Origin of the sequence: Halobacterium wangiae, from assembly GCF_021249345.1 — an archaeon.
GTDB lineage: Archaea > Halobacteriota > Halobacteria > Halobacteriales > Halobacteriaceae > Halobacterium > Halobacterium wangiae.
The window spans coordinates 2,490,813-2,514,172 of the sequence record NZ_CP089588.1; the positions used below are offsets into that span (position 1 = coordinate 2,490,813).

A 23,360-nucleotide genomic window follows, 5' to 3' on the forward strand; every position below is an offset into this window, starting at 1 on the left:
GGTCGACGCCGGCCGCGACACTGTCTCCCATTTCGGGCGATTCTCGGTCGTAGGAGCCGCCTACGGCTGATAGCCGCCTGGTAACAATCCAGTGCGTCGGCGTCACGTACGGTGTGGCTTCCAGTACCAGGACCGTCCACCGGCCGACGCTCGGCGTCTCCTCGACGGAGGCGCGACTGTGGCTCGTCGCCGTCGGTGCCCTCCTCGGCGACCTCCTGCTCACGTACTACGGCATCGCGCACGCTGGTCTCAGCGAGGGCAACCCGCTCGCGGCGTCGGTGCTCGCGGGGCACGGCTACGCCGGACTCGCCGCCATGAAAGTCGCCGCCTTCGCCGTCGCAGCGGGCGGCAGACAGGTGGTGCCGCCAGCGTACCGCTGGATCGCGCCGATCTGTCTCGCCGTGCCGTGGCTGCTCGCAGTCACCGTCAACACCGCGCTCATCCTCGGGACGCTGTAGCTTCACGTCGTCCGCATCGCCTCGACGAACACCGCCCACGCGAGCCCTACGAGGCCGACGTCGCGCGCCACCACGTCCCCGAACTGACCGGTAGTCGCCCAGACGACGGCCAGGTAGCCGACCGTCGCCGTGAGGGAGACGGCCGCGACCAGCGAGGCGAACGTCGTGAAGCGGTCGTCGAGCAGCGCGGCGCCGAACAGTAACTCGAGGTAGCCGTTGGCGACCATGAACGTCACCGGTGAGACGACGAGCCAGGGCGCGAGCCAGTCGGTGACGTACACCGCCCACGCGCCGGGGTCGAGGAGTTTGTGCACGCCGGCGGCGACCAGCATCGCGCCGAGGCCCCAGCGCGCGAGCGTCGCAGGTTCCGGTGAACGCGCCGCCAGCGCTACGACTCGGCCGTGAAGTCGGCCCGCACTCCGCAGGGGGTTCATGCGTGTCACGACGGACTGCCGGGAGAAAGGTCTGGTTGCGCTCGCGAGCGACGACTCAGGGCTCGACGGACTCGGCGAACGCGTCCACGCAGGCCTCGAACCGCTCGACGGCGTCGCTCACGGCGCGTTCGTTGGTCGCGTCCACGCCCAGGTCCGCCAGCAATTCGACGGCAGGCTCCGACGTGCCGGCTTCGAGGAACGCGACGTAGTCCGCGGGAGCGTTCGCGTCGTCGACGCCGTCCGCGACGGCGAGCGCACCCGCAGTGCCGAGGACGTACGGGTAGTGGTGGTAGAGTGGGACGTTGTACAGTCCAGTGGTCCACCCGGCGCGGAGTCGGTCGGTGACTTCGAGGACGGGGACGAACTCGGCGTACAGGTCGCCGTACGTCTCGTCGAGCCAGTCCGCGGTGAGGCGGTCGCCCGCTTCGACGCGTTCGTGGAGTCGGTGCGTGAACGTCGCCCAGCGCGCGGAGTAGAAGAGGTTCGCGCCGACGCTGCGCACCGCCCGCGCGGCGACCGCGGTGCGCTCGTCGCCCGTGGTCGTGTCGAGGAGGTGGTCGGCGAGCAGGACTTCGTGGAGTTTGCTCGGGAGTTCCGCGACGGGTTCGGGGATGCCCGCGGTGACGTGGGGTCGTGCGTCGCCGGCGAACGAGGCGTGGACGGCGTGCCCGAGTTCGTGCGCGAGCAGGAAGACGTGAGAGAGCGAGCCGTTCCAGCGCGCGAGCACGAACGGCCCGGCGTCCGGCGCGTAGGTCGCGTAGGCCGCGCCCTGCTCGGTCTTCCCGGGGTGGTCGAAGGCGTCGACGCGGCGCTCCTCGAAGACGCTCGCGACGCGGGACTGGTAGGCCTCACCGAGCGGTGCCACGGCGTCGAGGATCATCCCCCGAGCGTCCTCGAAGTCGTACTCGGGCGTCTCGCCGTCGACGGGGACGGCGTTCCGGTCCCACGGCTGGAGCGCGTCGACGCCCAGGGCGTCCCGGCGGACGCGTTCGAGGCGGTGTTTGGGCGCGAGGTTGTCGCGAACGCCACCGACGAGTGCGTCGTAGACCGCTCGCGGAAGTCGGGGCTGGGGGCGGCACGCGACGTACGGGTCGGAGCCAGCCAGTGCGGCGGGGAGCGCGCTGTCGTAGCCACGGGCGTCCGCGAGACGGACGTTCCGCCGCGCCATCGTGTCGAGGTTCGCGGCGAGCGTCTCCCGGCGGCCGACGTACTCGTCGCGGACCGCCTGGAACGCGCGTTTCCGCGTCGCTCGGTCTTCAGAGCTCTGGATTCGCGAGCGCTCGCTCCGCGTGAGTGTCACCGGCTCACCGTCCACGTCGACGGTCGGCGGGTCGAAGTCGCCGTCCACGAGAGCGCGGTGCACACGCTCCGGCGCGTCGAGCACGTCGTCGAGTTGCGCGAGGAGGTCGGCGGCCGCGGGTGCGAGCGTCTGGTCGCCGCGCTGTCGGACGTCGTCGACGTACCGGTCGAAGCGCTCGGGAACGCTGGCACTCGCGTCGGCGTCGCGGACGCGCCGCTCGACGTCCTCGCGGAGCGCCATCAGGTCGCCGTGGACGGCGTGTGCGTGCGAACGGTCGGCAGCGCGCTGGTCGTCGCCGGTCTGGACGTTTGCGCGGAGGTTCGCGTACGTCCGGAGGCGGTGGTCGCGCGCGGACAGCGACTCGAACGCCACGAGTACCTCCTCCAGCGGCCGGTCGGTTTCGAACGTCTCGATCGCGTCTTCGAGCGCCTCGCGGGCGGTCGCCCACTCCTCGCGGGTGTCGAAGATGCGTGTCAGGTCGAATCGGTGCGTCTCGGGGACGTCGTCGCGTGAATCGTACATTCGTAACTGGTCGGCGTCGGTGGTTGTCGGGCGGCACGGATCGGAACGCGACGACTCAGTCTAGCACGAGGTAGTCGTCATCCTGATGCGACTAAAGTGCTTCGCGGGTGTGAGACACTCTGGCTGGGTGTGGTGGATCTGACACTGGTGTCTACAGCCACTCGCCCCTTCCAGTCCACCCGGCACGGCCTGACCAACTGGCATTGGGTGGACTGGAAGGGGCGGCCGTGTGGACGATGGCGGCCGAAGCAAGCACCGGAAGGAGCGCTCTGCGCTCTTTCGGCGACAGCGAGTCCCGGGAGTCGACAGCGCCGGGGCTTTCGGGGTGGTTTCGCCAGTCACTGAATATGTACCGGAATAACCGAAAATGCAGTTTTACGCCGCGTTCTCGCGCTTCAGGGAGAGGACCGTCCGCTCGAACTCACACACCAAGGGTTCGTCCTCGCGGTTCACGGCGAACACCTCGACGCGCATGGTGACGACGCCGCGTTCGCTGTCGCTGGTTTCGCGCTTGTCCGTAATCGTCGACTGCACGCGGATGGTGTCGCCGTGGAAGACGGGGTTCGGGTGCTCGACGTCGTCGTAGGAGAGGTTGGCGACGATGGTGCCGTCCGTCGTCTCGGGGATGGTGATGCCGACGGCGAGACTCATCGTGTAGAGACCGTTGACGAGGCGCTCGCCGAACTGGGTCTCCGCGGCGAACGCGGCGTCGAGGTGCAGTGGCTGCTGGTTCATCGTCGTGTCGCAGAACTGCTGATTGTCGGCCTCGGAGATGGTGCGCCGTCTGTCGTGTTCGATGGTCTCGCCCACCTCGAACTCCTCGTAGTACAGCCCGGGCATACGGGAGGCGTCGTAGCGGCGGGCCAAAACGACTCCGGTCCACGGAGTTCGCGGGACGACTAGTGGGGGACTGACCAGCGAACGAGACGCCGGGCGGAGTGGACGTCGGGCGAGTGCTTTTCAAGCAGTGGGCGCGAGTATGAGGTCGATGACGGACTGGGAGCGCGTGAAGGGGGAGCTCCGCGAGGCGGGCTACCCCGGGTTCGAGTTCGACAGCGGGAGGACGGCTGTGCCGGGGTTGCGCGGGGAGTGGGTGGTCGGTGAAGCTACCCGCGAGGGCGGCCTGATGCGGGAGAACCAGTCGCTCCTGCTGCGTATCTTCGACGCCCTCCCGGGCAGCGGCGGCGCCGTGACCACCGACCCGGAGGCCACTCCGGACCCCATCGGGGGGATCGCCGACGACCACTGCCTGGACGTCGTGATAGTCAGCGTGCGCGAGGACGCGGTGCGACTCGCGCTCTGCGACCCCCGCGAGGAGAACCCCCGCCCGTAGGTCGGGTTCCTTATTGGCTGTCGTGTGCTCCACTGGCAGTCTGTCGCCGAGTGCCGACTGCGCCGGCGGCGACTGGTAAAACTACAAGGGCGCGCGGAGCGGGCTTCCGGTATGGTCAGACGAAGCGTGCTGTTCTCGCCGGGGGACCGTCCGGAGATGCTGCGGAAGGCGCCCGGTGCGGGAGCCGACGTGGTGGTGTTCGACCTCGAGGACGCCGTCGCGCCCGGTCGGAAGGACGAGGCGCGGGCGGCGGTCCGCGAGGTGCTCGTCGACGCCGAGTTCGACCCGAACTGCGAGGTGTGCGTGCGCGTCAACCCCGTCGGAGCGGGGGCGGGCGACGACGTCGACGCCGTGTTCGCGGGCGAGGCGGGAGCGGACGCCGTGATGCTCCCGAAGGCCGAGTCCGGCGAGGAGGTGACGACGCTCGCTCGCCTGCTTGACGAGCACGGCAGCGACCCACCCGTGCTGGCGCTCGTCGAGTCGGCATCGGGCGTGCTGAACGCACAGGACGTCGCTGCCGCGGACGCGACGGACGCGCTCGTGTTCGGCGCAGAGGACCTCTCGGCGGACGTGGGGGCGACCCGGACAGACGAGGGGACCGAGGTTCTCTACGCGCGCGAGCACGTCGTCCTCGCAGCGAGCGCGGCGGGCGTGGACGCCATCGACACCGTGTACACGGACATCGAGGACACCGAGGGGTTGAGCGAGGAGACGCGATTCGCCGCCGGCCTCGGCTTCGACGGAAAGATGGCGATCCACCCGGGACAGGTCGCGCCGATCAACGACGCGTTCACACCCGACCCCGGGGACGTCGAATGGGCCGAACGAGTACTCGAAGCGAAACGCGAGGCCGACGCCGAGGACCGTGGCGTGTTCCGCGTAGACGGCGAGATGGTCGACGCCCCCCTGATCGCGCAGGCCGAACGTGTCGTCGAACGGGCGCGAGCGGCCGACGACGGTGACGGGTCCTAGGACGCCTTAAGTTGCATATTATCAATGGGAATTCCGCCACCCTTTTGCTGACCCCTAGAGTCGATTCAGACGATGACAGAGACCAACCCGTTCGAGAGTCTGCAGGAGCAACTCGACGACGCGGGCGAGTACCTGGACGTTCCAGACGACGTCCTCGGGCGCCTGAAACAGCCAGAGCGCGTACTGGAGACGACGCTTTCGGTGGAGATGGACGACGGCACCATCGAGACGTTCAAAGCGTTCCGCTCGCAGTTTAACGGCGACCGCGGCCCGTACAAGGGCGGCATCCGCTACCACCCGGGCGTCACCCGTGACGAAGTGAAGGCGCTCTCCGGCTGGATGGTCTACAAGACGGCCGTCGTCGACATCCCGTACGGTGGCGGGAAGGGCGGCATCGTCATCGAACCCGACGACTACAGCGAGAGCGAACTCGAACGAATCACGCGGGCGTTCGCCAAGGAACTCCGACCGTTCATCGGCGTGGACAAGGACATCCCCGCACCGGACGTCAACACGGGCCAGCGCGAGATGAACTGGATCAAGGACACCTACGAGACCCTCGAGAACACCACCGAACCCGGCGTCATAACGGGGAAGTCCCCGAAGAACGGCGGGAGCCTCGGCCGCGTCGAGGCTACCGGGCGCTCGACGATGTTCGCCGCCCGCGAGATCTTCGACTACCTCGACCGCGACATGGAGGGCGCCTCCGTCGCCGTGCAGGGGTACGGCAACGCGGGCTGGATCGCCGCGAAGCTCATCGAGGACCTCGGCGCAAACGTCGTCGCCGTCTCCGACTCCTCGGGCGCTATCTACAACGCAGACGGCTTCGACGCCCGCGACGTCAAGCAGTTCAAGCGCGAGACCGGCAGCGTCTCGGGCTACGACGGCGCCACCGAGGAGTTCTCGAACGAGGACCTGCTCACCCTCGACGTCGACCTCCTGGTGCCCGCCGCCCTGGAGAACGCCATCGACGGCGACCTCGCGCAGGACGTCGAGGCCGACGTCGTCGTCGAGGCCGCCAACGGCCCGCTCACGCCGGACGCAGACGACGTGCTCACGGAGCGCGGCGTCCACGTCGTCCCGGACATCCTCGCGAACGCGGGCGGCGTCACGGTCTCGTACTTCGAGTGGGTACAGAACCGCCAGCGCTTCCAGTGGACCGAGGAGCGCGTCAACGAGGAACTCGAGGCCATCATCACCGACGCATTCGACGCGATGACCGACGCCTACGAGGCCGACGACCTGCCGAACTTCCGCACCGCCGCGTACGTCGTCTCTATCCAGCGTGTCGCCGACTCCTTCGAGGAGAGCGGTAGCTGGCCGTAGCGAGCGAGGAGCGAACCTACAGCACGCGATACGCACGTCCGCCGGCAGTTCGCTGTGCCTACACCCGGTCGAATCGGGGCCAAATTCACGTGAACTGCGAGTAACGTCGATGTATCAGTGGAATCGGCCAGTTAGGACCAGTGCCGAGTACCGAGGCAGCTATCTTATCGACGACTATGGGAGATATAACAATCACCGCTAGGACGCTTCTCAGTGGACATGAGTGGACGGTCTTCCAGTGAAGCAGCCGTGGCCGAGGACGAGACCTACACGATCCGGGAGTACGACTCGAGCGATCGGGAAGGCGTCCACGCGCTCGCCGAACTGGTGTGGGGAGGCGACCGGAGTCCGGAGTGGTTCGCGCACCGCTACGAGGCGAACCCCTACACGAACGGACCGCCGATGATCGTCGCCGAGGCCGACGGCGACGTGGTCGGCGCACGGCCGTTCACCCCGCTTCCGATGCGGGTCGGTGGCAGAGACCTCACGGTCGTCTACCTCGGCAACCTGATGGTCCACCCCGAGCACAGGCGACGGGGGCTGTTCACGCGGATGACCGAACTGGCGACGGAGGCGTACACCGACACGGAGAGCGCCCTGTTCTTCAACTTCGCGAACGAGATGTCCGCGCCCGGGTACCGGAAATTCGACTTCCAGGCGGTCGGCACGGGCCCGGTGAAGCAGTACCGCGTCCAGCGCCCGGCACAGGTCGCCCAGGAGCGCACGCGGCTCCCGGTCGAACGCACCATCGGGGCGCTCGCCGACGGGGCGATGGACCGCTACCTCTCGCTCCGGCGGGGTCCGACCTCGACGGAGTACGACGTGGAGCGTCGGTCGGGCATCCCGGCGAACCTGCTCGCCGATCTGTACGAGGCCGACCACCCCACCGCGTTACACACGCGCCGGGAGGAGACGCTCTACCGCTGGCTGGCGAACGCCCCTCACAGGGAGTACGAGACGTACGTCGCGTCGAAAGACGGCACCCCGACCGCCGCCGCCGTCCTGCGGGACCGCTCACAGCGTCGGGACGACGACCTCTGTGTCGCCGACGTGGTCCCGCCGTGTTCCACGGCCCGACGGGACGCGATCGAGGCTGTACTGGACTCGGTGGTGTCGGACTACCGTGACGCTCGCGTCGTCGCCCTGCTCGGACCGGTCGTCAACGAGCATTTGCTCCCCGAAGAGACGCTGGCGAAGTTCGGGTTCCTCTCCTCGACGAACCCGCTGCTGGCCAGGTTCGTCGCGAAGGGCAACACCCTGTTCGCCACGCCACTCGACGGAACGAAACAGCTCCCCACTGTCGGCGGCGTCGACCTGGGAGACCCGGAGAACTGGGCAGTGAGGGTCCGGTAGCCGTCTGGCCGTCCGGTCCCGTTACAGGTAGCCGGCGTCCGCGAGGCGCTCGACTGCCTCCTCGAGTCGTTCGGTGCTCGCGGCGTAGGACAGACGCGCGTAGCCCGGTGCGCCGAACGCGCTCCCGGGGACGGTGGCGACGTGGGCGTCCTTCAGCGCGTCCTGGCACCACTGCTGGTCGTCCTCGGCTACGGGGAGCATCAGGTAGAACGCGCCGTCTGGCGTGGAGACGTCTTTCCCGTGCTCCTCGAACAGGTCCAGGAGACGGTCGCGCCGCGACTCGAAGGCGTCGACCATCTCTACCACCGCGTCGTCGGTGTTCTCCAGGGCCTCGACGCCGGCGTGCTGGACGAAGTTCGTCGCCGAGGAGACGGAGTGCGACTGGACCTTCCCGGCCTGGGAAATCACGTCCTCGGGCGCGGCGAGGTAGCCGAGACGCCAGCCCGTCATCGAGTACGCCTTCGAGAAGCCGTTGATGGTAACCGTGCGCTCGAACATCCCGTCGAGGCCGGCGAGACTGACGTGCTCCTGGCCGTAGTTGATGTGCTGGTAGATCTCGTCGGAGACGACGGTGACGTCGTGGTCGACGGCGAGGTCCCTGACGCCCTCCATCGCGGCCCGCGAGTACACCGCGCCCGTCGGGTTGCTCGGCGAGTTCACGACGAGCAGGTCCGTGTCGTCGGATACCGCGTCGGCGAGGTCGTCGAGCGCGGGTTCGAGCTGGAAGTCGTGGGGCGCGAGGTCGACGCGGTTCAGCTCCGCGCCGGCGAGTTTCGCCATCGCCTCGTAGGACACCCAGGCGGGGTCGAGTAGCACGACCTCGCTGCCCTCCTCGACGAGCGTCTGGAACGTCTCGAAGAGGGCCTGCTTGGCGCCCGGCGTGACGATGACGTTGCCCGCCTCGTAGTCGAGGCCGTCCTCGCGGAGCTTCGCGGCGATGCCCTCGCGGAGCGCCGGGACGCCGTTCGACGGCGCGTAGCCGGTCTCCCCGGCGTCCATCGCGGCCTTCCCCGCGTCCGTGATGTTCGCCGGCGTGGCGAAGTCGGGTTCGCCCACCGAGAGGTCGACGACGTCGACGCCGTCGGCCTCCAGTTCGCTCGCGAGGTTGCTGACGGCGAGTGTCGCGCTCGGTTCGACGCGCTCGACGCGGTCGGTGAAGTTCATAGTGCCTCCGCGAGGTGGATCGCGCCGTCCACTGCCTCGGCGCCCTTCGCGACGCGCTCGTGGGCCTCGGCGCCGGACATGCCGGGGCCGGAGACGCCGAGCGTGACGGGGGTGTCCCGATCGAGGCTCACGTCCGTGAGCTTCTGTGCGGTGGCGTGGCCGATGACCTGGTCGTGGTCCGTGTCGCCGGTGACGATCGCGCCGAGTACGGCGACGGCGTCGACGCCGTCGCGGCGAGCGAGTCGGTCGGCGGCCAGCGGCGCGTCGTAGACGCCCGGGACGCGGACCGTCTCGACGACGTCTGCGCCCGCGCCGTCGGCCGCGTCCTGGGCGGCAGCCTCCATCTGTTCGGTGACGCTGCGGTTGAACTCCGCAACGACGAGCCCGAGACGTACCATGGGCGTTGGGTCGCCCGGCGCGGATAAAGGCCTACCGTTCGCGGGGAACGTTTCGGGCGTCGACGGACACGGAAAGCTTGTATGTACCCCGTTCCGTTGGGCGTACACGAAGCATGGTTTCCGCGTCCGGCCGCCGTCGTCGCAGGGTCGTCGCCGCCGTCGCCGCAGCCACGGTACTCGCCCTCCTCGTCCGGTTCGTCCTCCTCGGGGACCGCATCTTCCACTGGGACGAGGGGCGGGTGGGCTACTGGATCCTCCAGTACCAGGCCACCGGCGAGTGGGAGTACCGCGCCATCGTCCACGGACCGTTCCTCTTCCACGTCAACGAGTTCCTCTTCGGCGTGTTCGGCACCTCGGACGCCGTCGCCCGCGGCGTCGTCGCGCTCGTCGGCGGCCTCCTCCCGCTGTCGGCGCTGCTGTTCCGCACGCGACTCGACGACATCGAGACCGTCGCGCTGGCGGGCCTGTTCGCCCTCAACCCCGTCCTGGTCTACTACTCCCGGTTCATGCGCAACGACGTGCTCGTCGCGGCGTTCGCCCTCACCGCGTTCGGGTTCGTCGTGCGCGCCCTCGACACCCGGAGCGGGTGGTCCCTCGTCGGGGCCGGTGCGTTCCTCGGCCTCGCGTTCACCACGAAGGAGAACGCCCTCGTCTACCTCGGGATGTTCGTAGGTGCGACCGCGCTGCTGTTCGACGCCCGCCTGTTCACCGCCCGCGAGCGCGGTGAGACGTGGGAGTCAGTCGCCCACGACTACGTCAGGTACACGGGTCGTGGACTGCTCGCGTGGCGACGCGCGCTCGTCGGTGCCCTCCTCGCGTTCCTCTTGGTCGTCGTCGTCTTCTACGCGCCGCGACCCGCGTTCTACGAGATGTTCGGCGACCCCACCCGCATCCCCGGCGTGCTCGCGGCCGGCACGCTAGGCGCCTGGGAGCAGTTCTGGGGGACGTGGGGCACCAGCGGTGTCTCCCGCGACCACAGCTACATCGACTTCCTCGAACACGCCGTGCGGACCATCGGCAGTACGTCGCTGATGTTGACCGGCGCGGCCGTCCTCGGGTTCCTCGCGGAGCGCTACGTCGCCGACGAGCCCCGCGATCTCGTGCTGTTCGCGGGGTACTGGGCGGCCGCGAGCGTCGTCGTCTACCCGGCAGTCACGGACATCTCGGGCCACTGGTCGGTGACCCACGCCGTCGTACCGATGGCGATTCCGGCGGCTGTCGGCTTCCGCATCGTCGCCGAACTCGGCCTGTCGGCGCTCCACTCGGAGGACCGCGTGGGCGTCGGTCTCGCGGCGCTCGTCCTCCTCGCGGCAGTCGGGCAGATGGGCGTCGTCGCCGCCGAGACGTCGTACCTGATGCCCCAGGACGACGACAACGAGCTCGTGCAGTTCGGCCAGCCGGCCAGCGACATGCGGGCCTCGCTGACGACCGTCGAGTCGGTCGCCGAGGAGTACGACGACGGAACTGACGTCCTCTTCTACGGGGACCACTTCCACGTCCGCGGCGAGTACGACGAGACGTCGCCCGGGAGCGTCGGGGGGACGAACTGGTTCAACCGGCTCCCGCTGAACTGGTACCTGGAACGGGCGGACGCGGAGACCGACTCGACCGTCGTCCCATCGGCGGCCCAGCAGACTGAGGCGCCGGTGGTCATCGCGCGAGCGCGTCACTACGAAGACCTGGCGCCGACGCTCTCCGAGCGCGGCTACGCGAGCTGGACGTACGAGCTCACCTCGACGAACACGGTGTTCGTGATCTTCGTCGACGAGGACGCGCCAGGATACACACGTTCGTGACCATTCCTCGGTCGCGTTCGGCAATTCTTATGCAGGAGTAGGGCCGACTGTGGCCCAATGACGGTCCGCGTTCCCGGAGCGACAGTCGGCGTCGTCGGCGGCGGTCAACTCGGCCGCATGCTCGCCGAGGCCGCCAGCCCGCTGGGCGTCGAAGTGTTCGTCCTCGACCCCACACCGGCGTGTCCCGCGGCACCCCCGGCAGCGGCACAGGTCACCGCTCCGTTCGACGACGAGGACGGCATCCGAGAGCTCGCCGACGAGGCGGACGTACTCACCTACGAGATCGAACTCGCGGACCCCGACCTGCTCGAACGGGTCGCCGCCGACGCGGACGTCCCCGTCCACCCGTCGCCCGCGACGCTCCGCGTCATCCAGGACAAACTCGTCCAGAACCGCGCACTCGCCGACGCGGGCGTCCCGGTGCCGGCGTTCCGCGCGGTGGACGACGACGACGACCTCCGCGCCGCCTTCGACGAATTCGGGTCGCCGCTCATGCTGAAGGCGCGCACCGGCGGCTACGACGGCCGCGGCAACGCGCCCGCCGACTCGGTCGCAGACGCCCGGGAGACGTTCGGCGACCTCTCGGGCCTCGTCGCCGAGGAGCTCGTCGACTTCGAGCGCGAACTCTCGGTCATCGCCGCGAACGGGGAGCACGAGACGGCGACGTTCCCCGTCGCGGAGAACCTCCACGAGGCGGAGATCCTCCGGGAGTCCATCGTGCCAGCCCGCACGAGCGAGGACGTCCGCGAACGCGCGACCGGCGTCGCCCGGGACGTGATGGACGTCCTGGAGGGCCGGGGCGTCTTCGGCGTCGAACTGTTCGAAGTGGACGGTCGCGTCCTCGTCAACGAGGTCGCGCCGCGCCCGCACAACTCGGGGCACTACACCATCGAGGGCTGTCACACCTCGCAGTTCGAACAGCACGTCCGCGCGGTCTGTGGTCTCCCGCTCGGCGAGACGACGCTGCGCGAACCGGCGGCGATGGCGAACGTCCTCGGCGACCCCGCGGGCGACACCCGACCAGCGGCCCTCGACGGCGTGCCGAGTGCGCTCCGCGACGGTCGTGCCTCCCTGCACTGGTACGGGAAAGCGGAGGTCCGACCGCTCCGGAAGATGGGCCACGTCACCGTCACCGGGGACGACCGCGGCGAACTCCTGATCCGTGCCCGTGCGGCCCGCGACTCGCTGTCCTTCCAGTAACCATGCCCACAGTCACCGACCTCGTCGACCTGTTCGAATCGGAAGCAGAACGCGACCGCCCCGACACCGAGACGCCGGACGTCGGCGTCGTCATGGGGAGCGACTCCGACCTCGACGTGATGGCGGGCGCCCACGACGCGCTCACCGACCTCGGGTTCACCGAGGTGACCGACTACGACGACGCGCCGTCGGGCTACTCCTTCGAGTCGTGGGTGGTCTCCGCCCACCGCACGCCGGACCTCATGTACGCCTACGCCGAGACGGCGGCCGAGCGCGGCCTGGACGTGATCATCGCCGGGGCCGGCGGCAAGTCCGCGGACCTCCCGAACATGACCGCGTCGCTCGCCTACCCGATTCCAGTCGTCGGCGTCCCCGTCCAGGAGAAGTCCGTCGACTCGGTCATCGGGATGCCGACCGGCGCGCCGCTCACCGCAGTCGACGCCGGGAAGTCGTACAACGCCGGCCTCTCGGCCGCCCAGATGCTCGCCACGGACGACCCCGAACTCGCCGACCGGCTCCGCGACCTCCACGCCGACCGCCGGGACGGTGTCGCCGACGTCTCGCTGTCGCTGCACGAGCGTGGCACCCCAGAGTCCCGGGCATCGAGAGACTGAGTAGCAAGCTCCGCGAACCGGAATCCGCGAGCCGGCCTGGGACGGTCGAAATCGGTCGGGAACGGGCCCGAAGGCATAAATCAACGTTTATAGGCGTGCGGTTCGAACCCCCGCACGTCACGGAGATACTCCTATGAATCCATGGATTGCCATCGGTATGCTGGCGCTGGTGGGCGTCCTCATCCCAGTCGGGATGATGGCCGTCTCGGCGCTCCTCCGGCCCAGTGTACCTGAGAAAGGAAAACGGAACACCTACGAGAGCGGTGAGGTCCCGACGGGGGACGCGCGCCTGCAGTTCAACATCCAGTATTACATGGTCGCGCTCCTCTTCGTCGTCTTCGACATCGAAACCGTTCTCATCTTCCCGTGGACCGTCATCTACCGGGACGCCGTCCAGTCCGCCGGCCTGACGCGGGCGCTGCTGCCGATGCTCGTCTTCATCGGTATCCTCGTCGTCGGCCTCGCGTGGGCGTGGCGCAAGGGCGCTGTCCAGTGGGTGCGGTCCCCGCGGCACAGACGGAGGGAAATACATGAGTAGTGATCAACCCCGCAACAGTATCACGGAGTCGAGCGACCCACAGACCAAGACCCGGGAGGCCCGTCTCGGCGAGGGCGTCGACAACCGGTTCAACTCGAAGCTCCGGGAGGCGTTCGGTTCGACCCCGTTCATCCTCACGAAGTTCGACAAGTTCATGAACTGGGTCCGGGGGTCGAGTATGTTCATGCTGCAGTTCGGGATCGCCTGCTGCAGCATCGAGATGATGCACACCTACGCAGTGAAACACGACCTCGACCGGTTCGGCTCCGGGGTTCCCCGCGCCTCGCCGCGGCAGGCCGACGTGATGATCGTCCCCGGGACGATCGTCTCGAAGTTCGCGCCGCGCATGAAGCGCGTCTACGACCAGATGCCCGAGCCGAAGTTCGTCGTCGGGATGGGCAACTGCACCGCCTCCGGCGGCCCGTTCCAGGAGGGGTACAACGTCGTGAAGGGCGCCGAGGAGGTCATCCCCGTGGACATCCACATCCCGGGCTGTCCGCCCCGGCCGGAAGCCCTCGTCTACGGCGTCGTGAAACTCCAGGAGCGCATCGCCAACGGCGAATCCTCGCCGGTCACCGTCAAGCCGTACGAACTCGAAGAGTTCGGCGACCTCGACCGCGACGAGATGGTCAAGGAGATGGCCAAGGACATCGACGACGACACGCTCGTCATGCGCTACAACTGGGCTGATTCACCATGAGCACGCACACCGAACCCGACGCGCCCGTCACCAAGACTGAGGGCGTCGACACGGACGCGATCGAGGCACTGCTGGGCGACCACGTCCTCGACCGCGAGACCCACGGCAACGCAGAGGGCTTCGTCGTGCGCGCGGACGCAGTCCAGGACGTGCTCCAGACGCTCAAGGACGAGGCCGGCTTCGACCACCTCTCCTGTCTGACGGCCGAGGAGCACTCGGACCGCTTCGAGAGCATCTACCACCTAAAGCAGTACGACGACCCGACCAACGAACTCAGTATCATCGTCCCGACCTCCCGCGAGGAGCCGGTCAGCGAGTCCGCGGAACCGGTGTTCCGTGGCGCCGACTGGCACGAACGGGAGGCCTACGACCTGGTAGGCGTCCAGTACGAGGACCACCCGAACCTCAAGCGCATCCTCCTGCCGGAGACCTGGCAGGGCCACCCGCTCGGCCTCGACTACAACCAGGACAAGCCCCAGATCGTCACGTTCGACGAACACAAGAACCCACTCGAGGAGGACCACCTGAACGAGGAAGGTGGGGACACGATGTTCCTCAACATCGGCCCCCACCACCCCGCCACGCACGGTGTCCTCCACATCGAGACGGTGCTCGACGGTGAGCAGGTCGCCGCCGTCAACCCGGACGTCGGCTACCTCCACCGCTGCGAGGAGCAGATGTGCCAGCAGGGCACCTACCGCTACCAGATCATGCCCTACCCCGACCGCTGGGACTACGGTCCGGGTGGCATCATCAACGAGTGGTCCTACGCGCGTGCGGCCGAGGACCTCGCGGACATCGAGGTCCCCGAGTACGCACAGGTTCTGCGTACGATGGGCGCGGAGATGTGTCGCATCACCTGCCACCTGCTGGCGACCGGCACGTTCGCCCTCGACATCTACGGCGACTTCACGGCCATCTTCATGTACGCCATGCAGGACCGCGAGAAGATGCAGAATCTCCTCGAGGACCTCACCGGCCAGCGCATGATGTTCAACTACCTCCGGCTCGGTGGCGTCGTCTGGGACATCCCCGAACCCCGCGAGGAGTACTTCGAGAAGGTCCGTGACGTCCTCGACGAGATGCCCGAGCGTCTCGAGGAGTACCACGACCTCATCACGAGCAACGAGATCTTCCAGTCGCGGTGTATCGACACCGGCTACCTGGACCCGGAGACGGCCAAGGACTACGGCGTCACCGGACCGGTCGCCCGCGGATCGGGCATCGACTACGACCTCCGCCGGGACGACCCCTACGGCTACTACGACCAGCTCGACTGGGACGTCGTCACCGAGGACGGCGGCGACAACTACTCGCGACTCCTCGTCCGGCTCCGCGAAGTCGAGGAGTCCGCGCGCATCATCGAACAGTGCGTCGACCTGCTCGAGGACTGGCCCGAGGACGAACGCGACATCCAGGCCAACGTCCCGCGCACGCTGAAGCCCGAGGCCGGCAAGGAGACGTACAAGGCCGTCGAGGGAGCGAAGGGCGAACTCGGCATCTACATCCGCTCGGACGGCACGGAGAAGCCCGGACGGTTCAAGATCCGGAGTCCGTGTTACTGCAACCTCGCAGCGCTCGAGGAGATGTCCACGGGCGAGTACGTGCCGGACCTCATCGCGACGCTCGGCAGCCTCGACGTCATTCTCGGGGAGGTGGACCGGTAGATGGCGACGCCGACTCCGCTCCCCGACACGATCAACCGCTTGCTGGGCATCGATGGCTTCGGCGGGGAGCTCCTCTCGATGTTCCTCGCGGCGTTCCTCATCGGGAACATCATGCTGGCGATGACCGCCGTCGCCGGCCCGTGGGCCAAGCGGAAGATCACCGCCGCGTTCACCGACCGCATCGCGGTCAACCGGGTCGGCCCGTTCGGCCTGCTCATCATCGTGGCGGACGCCGTCCGCCTCCTCTCGAAGGAGCTCATCATCCCGGAGAACGTCGACCGCCCCGCCTTCGACCTCGCACCCATCGTGCTCGCGTCGTCGGCGCTGCTGGCGTTCGCCGTCATCCCTATGGGCAGCGGCATCCAGCTCGCGGACCCCGAGACGGGGCTCGTGTTCGTCTTCGCCGTCGCGTCCATCGCGAGTCTCGGACTCCTGATGGGCGGCTACGCGTCGAACAACAAGTTCAGTCTGCTGGGCGGCCTGCGCGCGGTCGCGCAGAACCTCGCCTACGAGATCCCCCTCGTCATCACGGCGGCGTCCGTCGTGCTGTTCACGGGGACCCTCCAGCTGAGCGAGATCGTCGCCATCCAGCAGAACACGACGCTCGCGGTCGTCGCCGGCATCCGCATCCCGGCGTGGTTCGCGTTCGTCAACCCGTTCGCGTTCGCGCTGTTCGTCGTGGCGAACCTCGCCGAGATCGGCCGCAACCCCTTCGACACGCCGGAGGCGCCGACCGAGATCGTCGCGGGGTACCAGACGGAGTACTCCTCCGTGTACTTCGTGCTGTTCTACCTCGGCGAGTTCATCCACATCTTCCTCGGCGGCGCCATCATCGCGACGCTGTTCCTCGGCGGACCCGCGGGGCCGGTGCTGCCCGGCTTCGTCTGGTTCGTCATCAAGATCTGGGCGGTGTTCCTGTTCACGCAGTGGGCGCGGTCGGCGATCCCACGCGTGCGCATCGACCAGCTCATTGAGATCGGCTGGAAGGGCATGCTGGTGCTCTCGTTCGCCAATCTCGTGCTCACTGCGGCAATCCTCGGGGTGACTGGACTATGATCGGACTCCTGAAATCGATGGCAACGACGATGAAACACGCACTCGACGGTGAGACGTTCACCGTCGAGTATCCGGACGAAGCGCCCGAGGTGAGTCCACGCTTCCGCGGCGTGCACAAGTTCAGCCAGGAGCGCTGCATCTGGTGTCGACAGTGCGAGAAGGTCTGTCCGAACGACACGATCCAGATCGTGACGGACAAGCAGCGCAACGGCGAGGAGTACAACCTCCACGTCGGCCAGTGCATCTACTGTCGGCTCTGCGAGGAGGTGTGTCCCGTCGACGCGATCCTGCTCACCGAGCAGTTCGAGTTCACGGGCGACACGAAACACGACCTCGTGTTCAACAAAGAACAGCTGAAGAACGTACCGTGGTACAAGGACATCGACCCGCTCGCGTCCCGGGAACCCGACAGAGGAGCCTGGATCGGCGAGGGTGAAGGCGAGGTCGACTACCAGTAATCACGGACGCCCGTCTCGAAATGTTGAAAGGGCGTATTTGCGAATCACAAGGTGACTGAAATGGTATACGAAATACTCGCGTTCGGACTGTTCGCCCTGGTCACAGTGGCGAGTAGCCTGGGCGCTGTCCTGGTGGAGGACGTGTGGCACTCCGCGCTGCTGCTGGGGGTCTCACTGCTGAGCTTCGCCGTCCACTACGTTATGTTACAGGCGGAGTTCGTGGCGGCGATGCAGGTCCTCGTCTACGTGGGCGGGGTTCTCATCCTCATCACGTTCGCAGTGATGCTCACACGTCATCCTGGTCGTACAGAGGAGGTGACTAACGCGTGACGACGCGCCCGCGGCTCCGAAACCCGAGAACGTTCGTTCCGGGCATCGTCGCCGTCGCACTGTTCGCCGTGATGGCGGCAGTGTTCGTCGGCGCCGGATTCGACACGGCCGCCGGCTTCCCGGCGGACGCGAACATCACGGCCACCATCGGCTACGCGCTGATGGGGCTGCTGGAGTTCGGCGGCGAATCCATCGTCAGCAGCGAAGGATTCCTGGCCGCATTCATCATCGTCGCCCTGCTGCTCGACGCGGCACTGGAGGGCTCGGTGATGCTGGCCGAACGCGATCTGCGGGGAGGTGACGACGAGCGATGACTGTCGCCGTCGAGTACTACCTCCTGCTGTCCGCGGCCGTGTTCTGCACGGGCCTGTTCGGCGTGCTGACCCGCGAGAACGCCCTGATGTTCCTCATCAGCGTCGAGCTGATGCTGAACGCGGCGAACATCAACCTCGTGGCGTTCTCCCACTACTACGGCAACATCACGGGGCAGGTGTTCAGCCTGCTCACGATGGCGCTCGCTGCCGCCGAGGTCGCGATCGGCCTCGGCATCATCCTCGTACTGTATCGCAACTTCGACGACATCGACGTGCGGAAAGCGACGACGATGAGGTGGTAAGATGGTAGGTGCATTCGACTTCGCGCCCGCGATTCCGCTGCTGCCGTTCGCATCGTTCCTCATCGCGCTGGTGGTGGGCTACTTCGCCCCACGTCTGCTGCCGAAGGGCGGCGCGGTGCCCGGCATCCTGGCGACCGCCGGCTCGCTCGCGCTCTCGGTGTGGGCGTTCCTCACGGTGAGTGGAGGCAGTTACCACGCCGAGACGGTGTACACGTGGGTGGTGGCAGAACAGGCGTTCAGCCTCCACTTCGGCATCCTGCTGGACCCGCTGTCGACGATGATGCTCGTCATCGTCTCGCTGGTCGCGTTCCTCGTCCACGTGTTCAGCCTCGGCTACATGAACGACGAGGGCGAGACGGGCCTCCCCCGGTACTACGCCGGCCTCGGCCTGTTCACGTTCTCGATGCTCTCGTTCGTCATCGCGGACAACCTCCTGATGGCGTTCATGTTCTTCGAGCTGGTCGGGCTCTGCTCGTTCCTGCTCATCGGGTTCTGGTTCCGCGAGCCCGGCCCGCCGAGTGCCGCGAAGAAGGCGTTCCTGGTCACCCGCTTCGGTGACTACTTCTTCCTCATCGGCGTCGTCGGCATCTTCGCGACGTTCGGCACGTCGCGGTTCATCGCGACGGGTGAGGGCGCAGAGAGCTTCCCGCACCTGGCCGAACTGGCCATCCAGGCCGTCAACGGCGAGGGGACGATGCCCGAACACGTGGCGTCGTTCCTCGACGTAATCGGCATGAGCGCCCAGTCGTGGTTCGCCATCCTGGGCCTGCTCGTGCTCGGCGGCGTCGTCGGGAAGTCCGCGCAGTTCCCGCTGCACACGTGGCTGCCCGACGCGATGGAGGGCCCGACGCCCGTCTCCGCGCTCATCCACGCCGCGACGATGGTGGCGGCCGGCGTCTACCTCGTCGCGCGCATGTACGGCTTCTACGCGCTGCTCCCGACCGTCCTCGCCATCATCGCGCTGGTCGGCGGGTTCACGGCGCTGTTCGCCGCGACGATGGGCGTCGTGAAGGACGAACTGAAACAGGTGCTCGCGTACTCGACCATCAGCCAGTACGGCTACATGATGCTCGGGCTGGGGGCCGGTGGCTACGTCGCCGCGACCTTCCACCTGATGACCCACGCGTTCTTCAAGGCACTGCTGTTCCTCGGCGCCGGGTCGGTCATCATCGCGATGCACCACAACGAGAACATGTGGGACATGGGCGGCCTCAAGGAGAAGATGCCCGTGACCTACTACACGTTCCTCTCTGGGAGCCTCGCGCTCGCCGGCATCGTGCCGTTCGCGGGCTTCTGGTCGAAGGACGAGGTGCTGTACTACGCCGTCAACTACGGTGCGGGCGAGACGCCGATCCTGCTCGCAGCGTACGCGATGGGCCTGCTCGCGGTGCTGTTCACGGGCTTCTACACGTTCCGCATGGTGTTCCTCACCTTCCACGGAGACGCACGCACGGAGACAGCCCGCGACCCCCACGGCGTCGGCTGGAACGTGAAGTTCCCGCTCGTCGTGCTCGGCGTCCTCGCGGCCACGGCCGGTCTCGTCAACATGACGCCCGTCGCCGAGTTCACGGGCGCGCACATCGAGTTCCTCCACCAGTGGCTGGTGATCCCCGAGGGCAGCGACTTCGCCGCGCTCGGCTACGACCAGTACCACCACCTGCTCGTCGACTTCTCGGGCTACGGCGAGGCCGAACTCTCGCCGCTCCTGCCCGCGGCACTGTCGCTGGCGCTCGCGCTCACCGGCGCGGGTCTGGCGTGGTTCCTCTACAGCGGCGACGAGCCGGAGGAACACACCGAGAAGCTCGGCAGCGCCAAGACGGTACTGTACAACAACTACTACCAGGACGAGTACCAGGTGTGGCTCGCCGAGGGGCTCACGCTCCCGCTCGCACGCGCGGCCAACACCTTCGACCAGGGCATCGTCGACGGCGTCGTCAACGGCGTCAGCAGCGTGAGCCTGTTCGCCGGCGGTCGCATCAAGCGCGTACAGGACGGGCTGGTGACCCACTACGCCGCGATGCTGGCGATCGGTCTGGTCGCACTCCTGGTGGCCTTCGGCCTCCTCGGGGGGTGGTTCTGAATGATTATCGAAGCACTCATCGCCGTCACGCTAATCTCGGCCATCGTCGTGATGCTCGCTCCCGACCGGGTTGCGGGCAAACTGGCGCTCGGCCTCAGTCTGCTCCCCGTCGTGGGGAGCCTCTGGATGTACGCGCAGTTCGACGCGGTCGGCAACGCCCTCTTCGACGAGGGGAGCCTCGCGTTCGAGACGATGACGCAGTGGATCACGGTCGGTCCGTACACGCTCAACTGGCACGTCGGCGTCGACGGCATCAGCATGCCGCTCGTCGTCCTGACGACGGTGCTCACGTCGCTGGCAATCATGAGCGCGTGGACGCCCATCGACTCCCGGCAGAGCCAGTTCTACGCGCTCATGCTGTTCATGGAGGCGAGCCTGCTGGGCGTCTTCACGGCGCTGGACTTCATCGTCTGGTTCGTCTTCTGGGAGTTCGTCCTCGTGCCGATGTACTTCCTCATCGGTATCTGGGGCGGGCCGCGCCGGAAGTACGCCGCGATCAAGTTCTTCGTCTACACGAACGTCGCCAGCCTGGTGATGTTCATCGGGTTCGTGGCGCTCGTCTTCGCCCTGCCCGTCGCGACGATGGACCTGCCCACCATCGCGGAGGCGCTCCGGGTGGGCGACTTCCAGACGACGTACGGACTCGGTGCCGAGGGCCTGAAGGTCGTCGCGTTCTTCGCGATGTTCTTCGGCTTCGCGGTGAAGGTGCCGACGATCCCGCTGCACACGTGGCTGCCGGACGCCCACGTGCAGGCGCCCACGCCGGCCTCGGTGATGCTGGCGGGCGTCCTCCTGAAGATGGGTACGTACGCCCTGCTCCGGTTCAACTTCACGCTCCTGCCAGACGTCGCCGCCACCTACGCGGTGCCCATCGCCGCCATCGCGGTGGCGTCGGTCATCTACGGGGCGATGCTCGCACTCGCACAGCAGGACCTCAAGCGCATCGTGGCGTACTCCTCGGTGTCCTCGATGGGCTACGTCATCCTCGGCCTCGTCGCGTACAACCACTACGGACTCGGTGGCGCGACGTTCCAGATGGTCGCCCACGGCCTCATCTCCGGGCTGATGTTCATGTGCGTCGGTGTCATCTACAACACCGCCCACACCCGGATGGTCGGGGACCTCTCGGGCATCGCGGACCGGATGCCCGTCACCGCGGCGGTGTTCGTCGCGGCCGCGTTCGGCTACATGGGCCTGCCGCTGATGGCCGGCTTCGCCGGCGAAGTGTTCATCTTCCTCGGCGGCTTCGAGGCCACGTTCGCGTACGCCCAGCTGTTCACGGCGCTGGCGATGTTCGGCATCGTCATCGTCGCGGGCTATCTCCTGTTCGCCATGCAGCGGGTCCTCTTCGGCCCGTTCCGCGCGGACACGGACTACGACATCGTGCCGGCGGCACTCCACGACACGACGCCCATCGTCGTGTTGCTACTGCTGGTGATCCTGCTCGGCACGGTACCGGACGTGTTCTTCGCCATGATCCTGGACGCCGTCGACCCGATGGTGGACGCCGTACCGTCTACGATCGCGCTGCCGTTCGGGGGTGAGTTCCTGTGACGGAACTGCCACCCCTGACCCCCCAGCTGATCCTGGGGGCGACCGCGCTGCTCGTCATCGGCGTGAGCGCAGTCGCACCCGACGAAGAGAGCAACGCCCTGCTCGCCGGTATCAGTGCGGCGGGCGCCCTGCTCACCGCTGGGGTCGCGGCGTGGTTCCTCGCGGCCGGGACCGGCGACTTCCAGTTCGTGCAGTTCGACGGCGCACTCGTCGTGGACGCGCTGAGCCTGTTCTTCGCGTTCATCGTCGGGAGCGTCGCGACGCTCGTCATCGTGGCGAGCTACGACTACCTCGAGGGCAGCGACAACCTCGCGACGTACTACTCGCTGGTGTTGCTCGCCGCCACCGGGATGAGCCTGATGGCCTCGGCGAACAGCCTGGTGACGGTGTTCGTCAGCATCGAGCTGTCGAGTCTCCCGTCGTTCGCGCTGGTCGCGTTCCTGAAGAAGGACCGTGGTAGCGTGGAGTCGGGCCTGAAGTACTTCCTCATCGGGGCGCTGTCGTCGGCGGTGATGGCCTACGGTATCAGCCTCATCTACGCGTCGACCGGCACCCTGCTGCTCCAGAACATCGCCGAGACGCTCGACACCCAGCAGTTCGTCGGCGTGCTCGGTCTGGGCATCGTGATGCTCACCGGCGGCTTCGCGTTCAAGACCGCCTCCGTGCCGTTCCACTTCTGGGCGCCGGAGGCCTACGAGGGCGCGCCCGCACCCATCAGCGCGTTCCTCTCCTCGGCGTCGAAGGCGGCCGGCTTCGCGGTCGCGTTCCGCGTGTTCACGACCGCCTTCCCGCTGGAGGCGCTGGCGACCACCGTCGTCGACTGGTCGCTGCTGTTCGCGGTGCTCGCCGTCGTCACGATGACTCTCGGCAACTTCGCCGCGGCGACCCAGGACAACGTCAAGCGGATGCTCGCGTACTCCTCGGTGGGGCACGCGGGCTACGTGCTCATCGGCCTCGCCGCCATCCAGAGCGGCGCCGGCGCGGAGAACTCCTTCGTGCTCGGCGCGTCGATGATGCATCTGCTCGTCTACGGCTTCATGAACACGGGCGCGTTCCTGTTCGTCGCGCTCGCCGAGTACTGGGGCGTCGGCCGGACGTTCGAGGACTACAACGGTCTCGCCGAACGCGCCCCCGTGGCGTGTGTCGCGATGACCGTGTTCGTGTTCAGCCTCGCCGGCCTCCCCGTGGGCGGTGGCTTCCTCTCGAAGTACCTCCTGTTCGCGGGCGCGGTCCAGTCCGGCTTCGCGTGGCTCGCCGCCATCGCGGCCCTCAACAGCGCGCTGTCGCTGTTCTACTACTCGCGGGTCGTGAAGGCCATCTGGATCGAGGACCCGGCCGACGACCTGACGCTGCGCGGTACGCCGACCGGCCTCTACGCCGCCGTCGTCGCCGCCGCCGTGGCGACGGTCGTGTTGCTGGTCGCCTTCGACCCCGTCGCGCAGACCGCGATTCACGCTGCTGGCGTCCTCTTCGGCGTCTAACGCCGGGGGG

General features: G+C 67.6%; 24 protein-coding genes. 19 read left to right on the plus strand and 5 right to left on the minus strand.

Features of this window, described 5'->3' with window-relative positions; genetic code table 11:
- Positions 1-113 precede the first annotated feature (113 nt).
- Complete coding sequence (locus tag LT965_RS13145; RefSeq protein WP_232701269.1) at positions 114-458, plus strand: DUF5658 family protein; 345 nt, start codon at positions 114-116, stop codon at positions 456-458.
- Positions 459-460: 2 nt separating this feature from the next.
- On the opposite strand, the gene LT965_RS13150 is transcribed toward LT965_RS13145, so the two are convergent.
- The 3 genes from LT965_RS13150 to LT965_RS13160 form a co-directional block, all read right to left on the minus strand.
- Positions 461-892 (minus strand): DoxX family membrane protein, encoded by a 432-nt coding sequence (locus LT965_RS13150; RefSeq protein ID WP_232701270.1) that lies wholly within the window; start codon positions 890-892, stop codon positions 461-463.
- Between the two features lie 55 nt (positions 893-947).
- The gene (locus LT965_RS13155) at positions 948-2,714 is read right to left on the minus strand and encodes a M3 family oligoendopeptidase (protein ID WP_232701271.1); all 1,767 of its coding nucleotides are present in this window, start codon (positions 2,712-2,714) and stop codon (positions 948-950) included.
- 375 nt (positions 2,715-3,089) lie between these two features.
- Entirely contained in the window at positions 3,090-3,554 is a 465-nt protein-coding gene (locus LT965_RS13160) for a MaoC family dehydratase (RefSeq protein ID WP_232701272.1), read from the minus strand.
- A gap of 148 nt (positions 3,555-3,702) precedes the next feature.
- Here LT965_RS13160 and LT965_RS13165 point away from each other — a divergent pair, with 148 nt between their 5' ends.
- The 4 genes from LT965_RS13165 (at position 3,703) to LT965_RS13180 (ending at position 7,698) form a co-directional block, all read left to right on the plus strand.
- Positions 3,703-4,047 carry a hypothetical protein gene (locus LT965_RS13165; RefSeq protein WP_232701273.1) on the plus strand — a complete coding sequence of 115 codons (345 nt, stop codon included), beginning with the start codon at positions 3,703-3,705 and terminating at the stop codon, positions 4,045-4,047.
- A 111-nt stretch (positions 4,048-4,158) separates the two neighbouring features.
- On the plus strand, positions 4,159-5,019 hold the full coding sequence (locus LT965_RS13170; protein WP_232701275.1) for an HpcH/HpaI aldolase/citrate lyase family protein: 861 nt from the start codon (positions 4,159-4,161) through the stop codon (positions 5,017-5,019).
- Between the two features lie 72 nt (positions 5,020-5,091).
- Positions 5,092-6,345 (plus strand): Glu/Leu/Phe/Val family dehydrogenase, encoded by a 1,254-nt coding sequence (locus LT965_RS13175; protein ID WP_232701276.1) that lies wholly within the window; start codon positions 5,092-5,094, stop codon positions 6,343-6,345.
- 219 nt (positions 6,346-6,564) lie between these two features.
- The gene (locus tag LT965_RS13180) at positions 6,565-7,698 is read left to right on the plus strand and encodes a GNAT family N-acetyltransferase (RefSeq protein ID WP_232701278.1); all 1,134 of its coding nucleotides are present in this window, start codon (positions 6,565-6,567) and stop codon (positions 7,696-7,698) included.
- 21 nt (positions 7,699-7,719) lie between these two features.
- On the opposite strand, the gene LT965_RS13185 is transcribed toward LT965_RS13180, so the two are convergent.
- On the minus strand, positions 7,720-8,862 hold the full coding sequence (locus tag LT965_RS13185; RefSeq protein WP_232701280.1) for a pyridoxal phosphate-dependent aminotransferase: 1,143 nt from the start codon (positions 8,860-8,862) through the stop codon (positions 7,720-7,722).
- Positions 8,859-9,260 carry a 6,7-dimethyl-8-ribityllumazine synthase gene (ribH, locus tag LT965_RS13190; protein WP_232701281.1) on the minus strand — a complete coding sequence of 134 codons (402 nt, stop codon included), beginning with the start codon at positions 9,258-9,260 and terminating at the stop codon, positions 8,859-8,861. Before ribH ends, LT965_RS13185 begins: the two co-directional genes overlap by 4 nt.
- A 113-nt stretch (positions 9,261-9,373) precedes the next feature.
- Here ribH and LT965_RS13195 point away from each other — a divergent pair, with 113 nt between their 5' ends.
- The 14 genes from LT965_RS13195 (at position 9,374) to LT965_RS13260 (ending at position 23,350) form a co-directional block, all read left to right on the plus strand.
- On the plus strand, positions 9,374-11,056 hold the full coding sequence (locus LT965_RS13195; RefSeq protein WP_232701283.1) for a flippase activity-associated protein Agl23: 1,683 nt from the start codon (positions 9,374-9,376) through the stop codon (positions 11,054-11,056).
- A gap of 57 nt (positions 11,057-11,113) precedes the next feature.
- On the plus strand, positions 11,114-12,256 hold the full coding sequence (locus tag LT965_RS13200; protein ID WP_232701284.1) for a 5-(carboxyamino)imidazole ribonucleotide synthase: 1,143 nt from the start codon (positions 11,114-11,116) through the stop codon (positions 12,254-12,256).
- A gap of 2 nt (positions 12,257-12,258) precedes the next feature.
- Positions 12,259-12,870: a 5-(carboxyamino)imidazole ribonucleotide mutase gene (purE, locus tag LT965_RS13205; protein ID WP_232701285.1), complete on the plus strand. Its 612-nt coding sequence runs from the start codon at positions 12,259-12,261 to the stop codon at positions 12,868-12,870.
- Positions 12,871-13,003: 133 nt separating this feature from the next.
- A complete protein-coding gene (locus tag LT965_RS13210) occupies positions 13,004-13,408 on the plus strand; it encodes an NADH-quinone oxidoreductase subunit A (protein WP_232701286.1) in 405 nt (134 codons plus the stop codon).
- Complete coding sequence (locus LT965_RS13215; RefSeq protein ID WP_232701287.1) at positions 13,401-14,108, plus strand: NADH-quinone oxidoreductase subunit B; 708 nt, start codon at positions 13,401-13,403, stop codon at positions 14,106-14,108. Before LT965_RS13210 ends, LT965_RS13215 begins: the two co-directional genes overlap by 8 nt.
- The gene (locus LT965_RS13220; RefSeq protein WP_232701288.1) at positions 14,105-15,775 is read left to right on the plus strand and encodes an NADH-quinone oxidoreductase subunit D; all 1,671 of its coding nucleotides are present in this window, start codon (positions 14,105-14,107) and stop codon (positions 15,773-15,775) included. The genes LT965_RS13215 and LT965_RS13220 overlap by 4 nt, the downstream gene beginning before the upstream one ends.
- Positions 15,776-16,831: a complex I subunit 1/NuoH family protein gene (locus LT965_RS13225; protein WP_232701289.1), complete on the plus strand. Its 1,056-nt coding sequence runs from the start codon at positions 15,776-15,778 to the stop codon at positions 16,829-16,831.
- Entirely contained in the window at positions 16,828-17,289 is a 462-nt protein-coding gene (locus tag LT965_RS13230) for a NuoI/complex I 23 kDa subunit family protein (protein ID WP_232701291.1), read from the plus strand. Before LT965_RS13225 ends, LT965_RS13230 begins: the two co-directional genes overlap by 4 nt.
- Positions 17,290-17,349: 60 nt before the next feature.
- Positions 17,350-17,619: an NADH-quinone oxidoreductase subunit J gene (locus LT965_RS13235; RefSeq protein ID WP_232703588.1), complete on the plus strand. Its 270-nt coding sequence runs from the start codon at positions 17,350-17,352 to the stop codon at positions 17,617-17,619.
- Positions 17,616-17,933, plus strand: coding sequence for a proton-conducting membrane transporter (locus tag LT965_RS13240; RefSeq protein WP_232701293.1), 318 nt, complete (start codon positions 17,616-17,618; stop codon positions 17,931-17,933). The genes LT965_RS13235 and LT965_RS13240 overlap by 4 nt, the downstream gene beginning before the upstream one ends.
- Positions 17,930-18,235, plus strand: coding sequence for an NADH-quinone oxidoreductase subunit NuoK (gene nuoK, locus LT965_RS13245; RefSeq protein ID WP_232701294.1), 306 nt, complete (start codon positions 17,930-17,932; stop codon positions 18,233-18,235). Before LT965_RS13240 ends, nuoK begins: the two co-directional genes overlap by 4 nt.
- A 1-nt stretch (position 18,236) precedes the next feature.
- Entirely contained in the window at positions 18,237-20,315 is a 2,079-nt protein-coding gene (gene nuoL, locus LT965_RS13250) for an NADH-quinone oxidoreductase subunit L (protein WP_232701295.1), read from the plus strand.
- Positions 20,316-21,869, plus strand: a complete 1,554-nt coding sequence (locus LT965_RS13255) for a complex I subunit 4 family protein (protein ID WP_232701296.1) — start codon at positions 20,316-20,318, stop codon at positions 21,867-21,869.
- Positions 21,866-23,350, plus strand: coding sequence for an NADH-quinone oxidoreductase subunit N (locus tag LT965_RS13260; RefSeq protein ID WP_232701297.1), 1,485 nt, complete (start codon positions 21,866-21,868; stop codon positions 23,348-23,350). The genes LT965_RS13255 and LT965_RS13260 overlap by 4 nt, the downstream gene beginning before the upstream one ends.
- Positions 23,351-23,360: the final 10 nt, after the last annotated feature.

What these genes read in the sequence shown, in the direction of transcription:
- LT965_RS13185 (WP_232701280.1), bottom strand. Translation starts at nt 8,862, where the DNA reads ATGAACTTCACCGACCGCGTCGAGCGCGTCGAACCGAGCGCGACACTC.
- LT965_RS13225 (WP_232701289.1), top strand. Translation starts at nt 15,776, where the DNA reads ATGGCGACGCCGACTCCGCTCCCCGACACGATCAACCGCTTGCTGGGC.
- LT965_RS13255 (WP_232701296.1), top strand. Translation starts at nt 20,316, where the DNA reads ATGATTATCGAAGCACTCATCGCCGTCACGCTAATCTCGGCCATCGTC.
- nuoL (WP_232701295.1), top strand. Translation starts at nt 18,237, where the DNA reads ATGGTAGGTGCATTCGACTTCGCGCCCGCGATTCCGCTGCTGCCGTTC.
- nuoK (WP_232701294.1), top strand. Translation starts at nt 17,930, where the DNA reads ATGACTGTCGCCGTCGAGTACTACCTCCTGCTGTCCGCGGCCGTGTTC.
- LT965_RS13170 (WP_232701275.1), top strand. Translation starts at nt 4,159, where the DNA reads ATGGTCAGACGAAGCGTGCTGTTCTCGCCGGGGGACCGTCCGGAGATG.
- purE (WP_232701285.1), top strand. Translation starts at nt 12,259, where the DNA reads ATGCCCACAGTCACCGACCTCGTCGACCTGTTCGAATCGGAAGCAGAA.
- LT965_RS13150 (WP_232701270.1), bottom strand. Translation starts at nt 892, where the DNA reads ATGAACCCCCTGCGGAGTGCGGGCCGACTTCACGGCCGAGTCGTAGCG.
- LT965_RS13155 (WP_232701271.1), bottom strand. Translation starts at nt 2,714, where the DNA reads ATGTACGATTCACGCGACGACGTCCCCGAGACGCACCGATTCGACCTG.
- ribH (WP_232701281.1), bottom strand. Translation starts at nt 9,260, where the DNA reads ATGGTACGTCTCGGGCTCGTCGTTGCGGAGTTCAACCGCAGCGTCACC.
- LT965_RS13175 (WP_232701276.1), top strand. Translation starts at nt 5,092, where the DNA reads ATGACAGAGACCAACCCGTTCGAGAGTCTGCAGGAGCAACTCGACGAC.
- LT965_RS13180 (WP_232701278.1), top strand. Translation starts at nt 6,565, where the DNA reads ATGAGTGGACGGTCTTCCAGTGAAGCAGCCGTGGCCGAGGACGAGACC.
- LT965_RS13160 (WP_232701272.1), bottom strand. Translation starts at nt 3,554, where the DNA reads ATGCCCGGGCTGTACTACGAGGAGTTCGAGGTGGGCGAGACCATCGAA.
- LT965_RS13235 (WP_232703588.1), top strand. Translation starts at nt 17,350, where the DNA reads ATGGTATACGAAATACTCGCGTTCGGACTGTTCGCCCTGGTCACAGTG.
- LT965_RS13220 (WP_232701288.1), top strand. Translation starts at nt 14,105, where the DNA reads ATGAGCACGCACACCGAACCCGACGCGCCCGTCACCAAGACTGAGGGC.
- LT965_RS13215 (WP_232701287.1), top strand. Translation starts at nt 13,401, where the DNA reads ATGAGTAGTGATCAACCCCGCAACAGTATCACGGAGTCGAGCGACCCA.
- LT965_RS13210 (WP_232701286.1), top strand. Translation starts at nt 13,004, where the DNA reads ATGAATCCATGGATTGCCATCGGTATGCTGGCGCTGGTGGGCGTCCTC.
- LT965_RS13230 (WP_232701291.1), top strand. Translation starts at nt 16,828, where the DNA reads ATGATCGGACTCCTGAAATCGATGGCAACGACGATGAAACACGCACTC.
- LT965_RS13195 (WP_232701283.1), top strand. Translation starts at nt 9,374, where the DNA reads ATGGTTTCCGCGTCCGGCCGCCGTCGTCGCAGGGTCGTCGCCGCCGTC.
- LT965_RS13200 (WP_232701284.1), top strand. Translation starts at nt 11,114, where the DNA reads ATGACGGTCCGCGTTCCCGGAGCGACAGTCGGCGTCGTCGGCGGCGGT.
- LT965_RS13165 (WP_232701273.1), top strand. Translation starts at nt 3,703, where the DNA reads ATGACGGACTGGGAGCGCGTGAAGGGGGAGCTCCGCGAGGCGGGCTAC.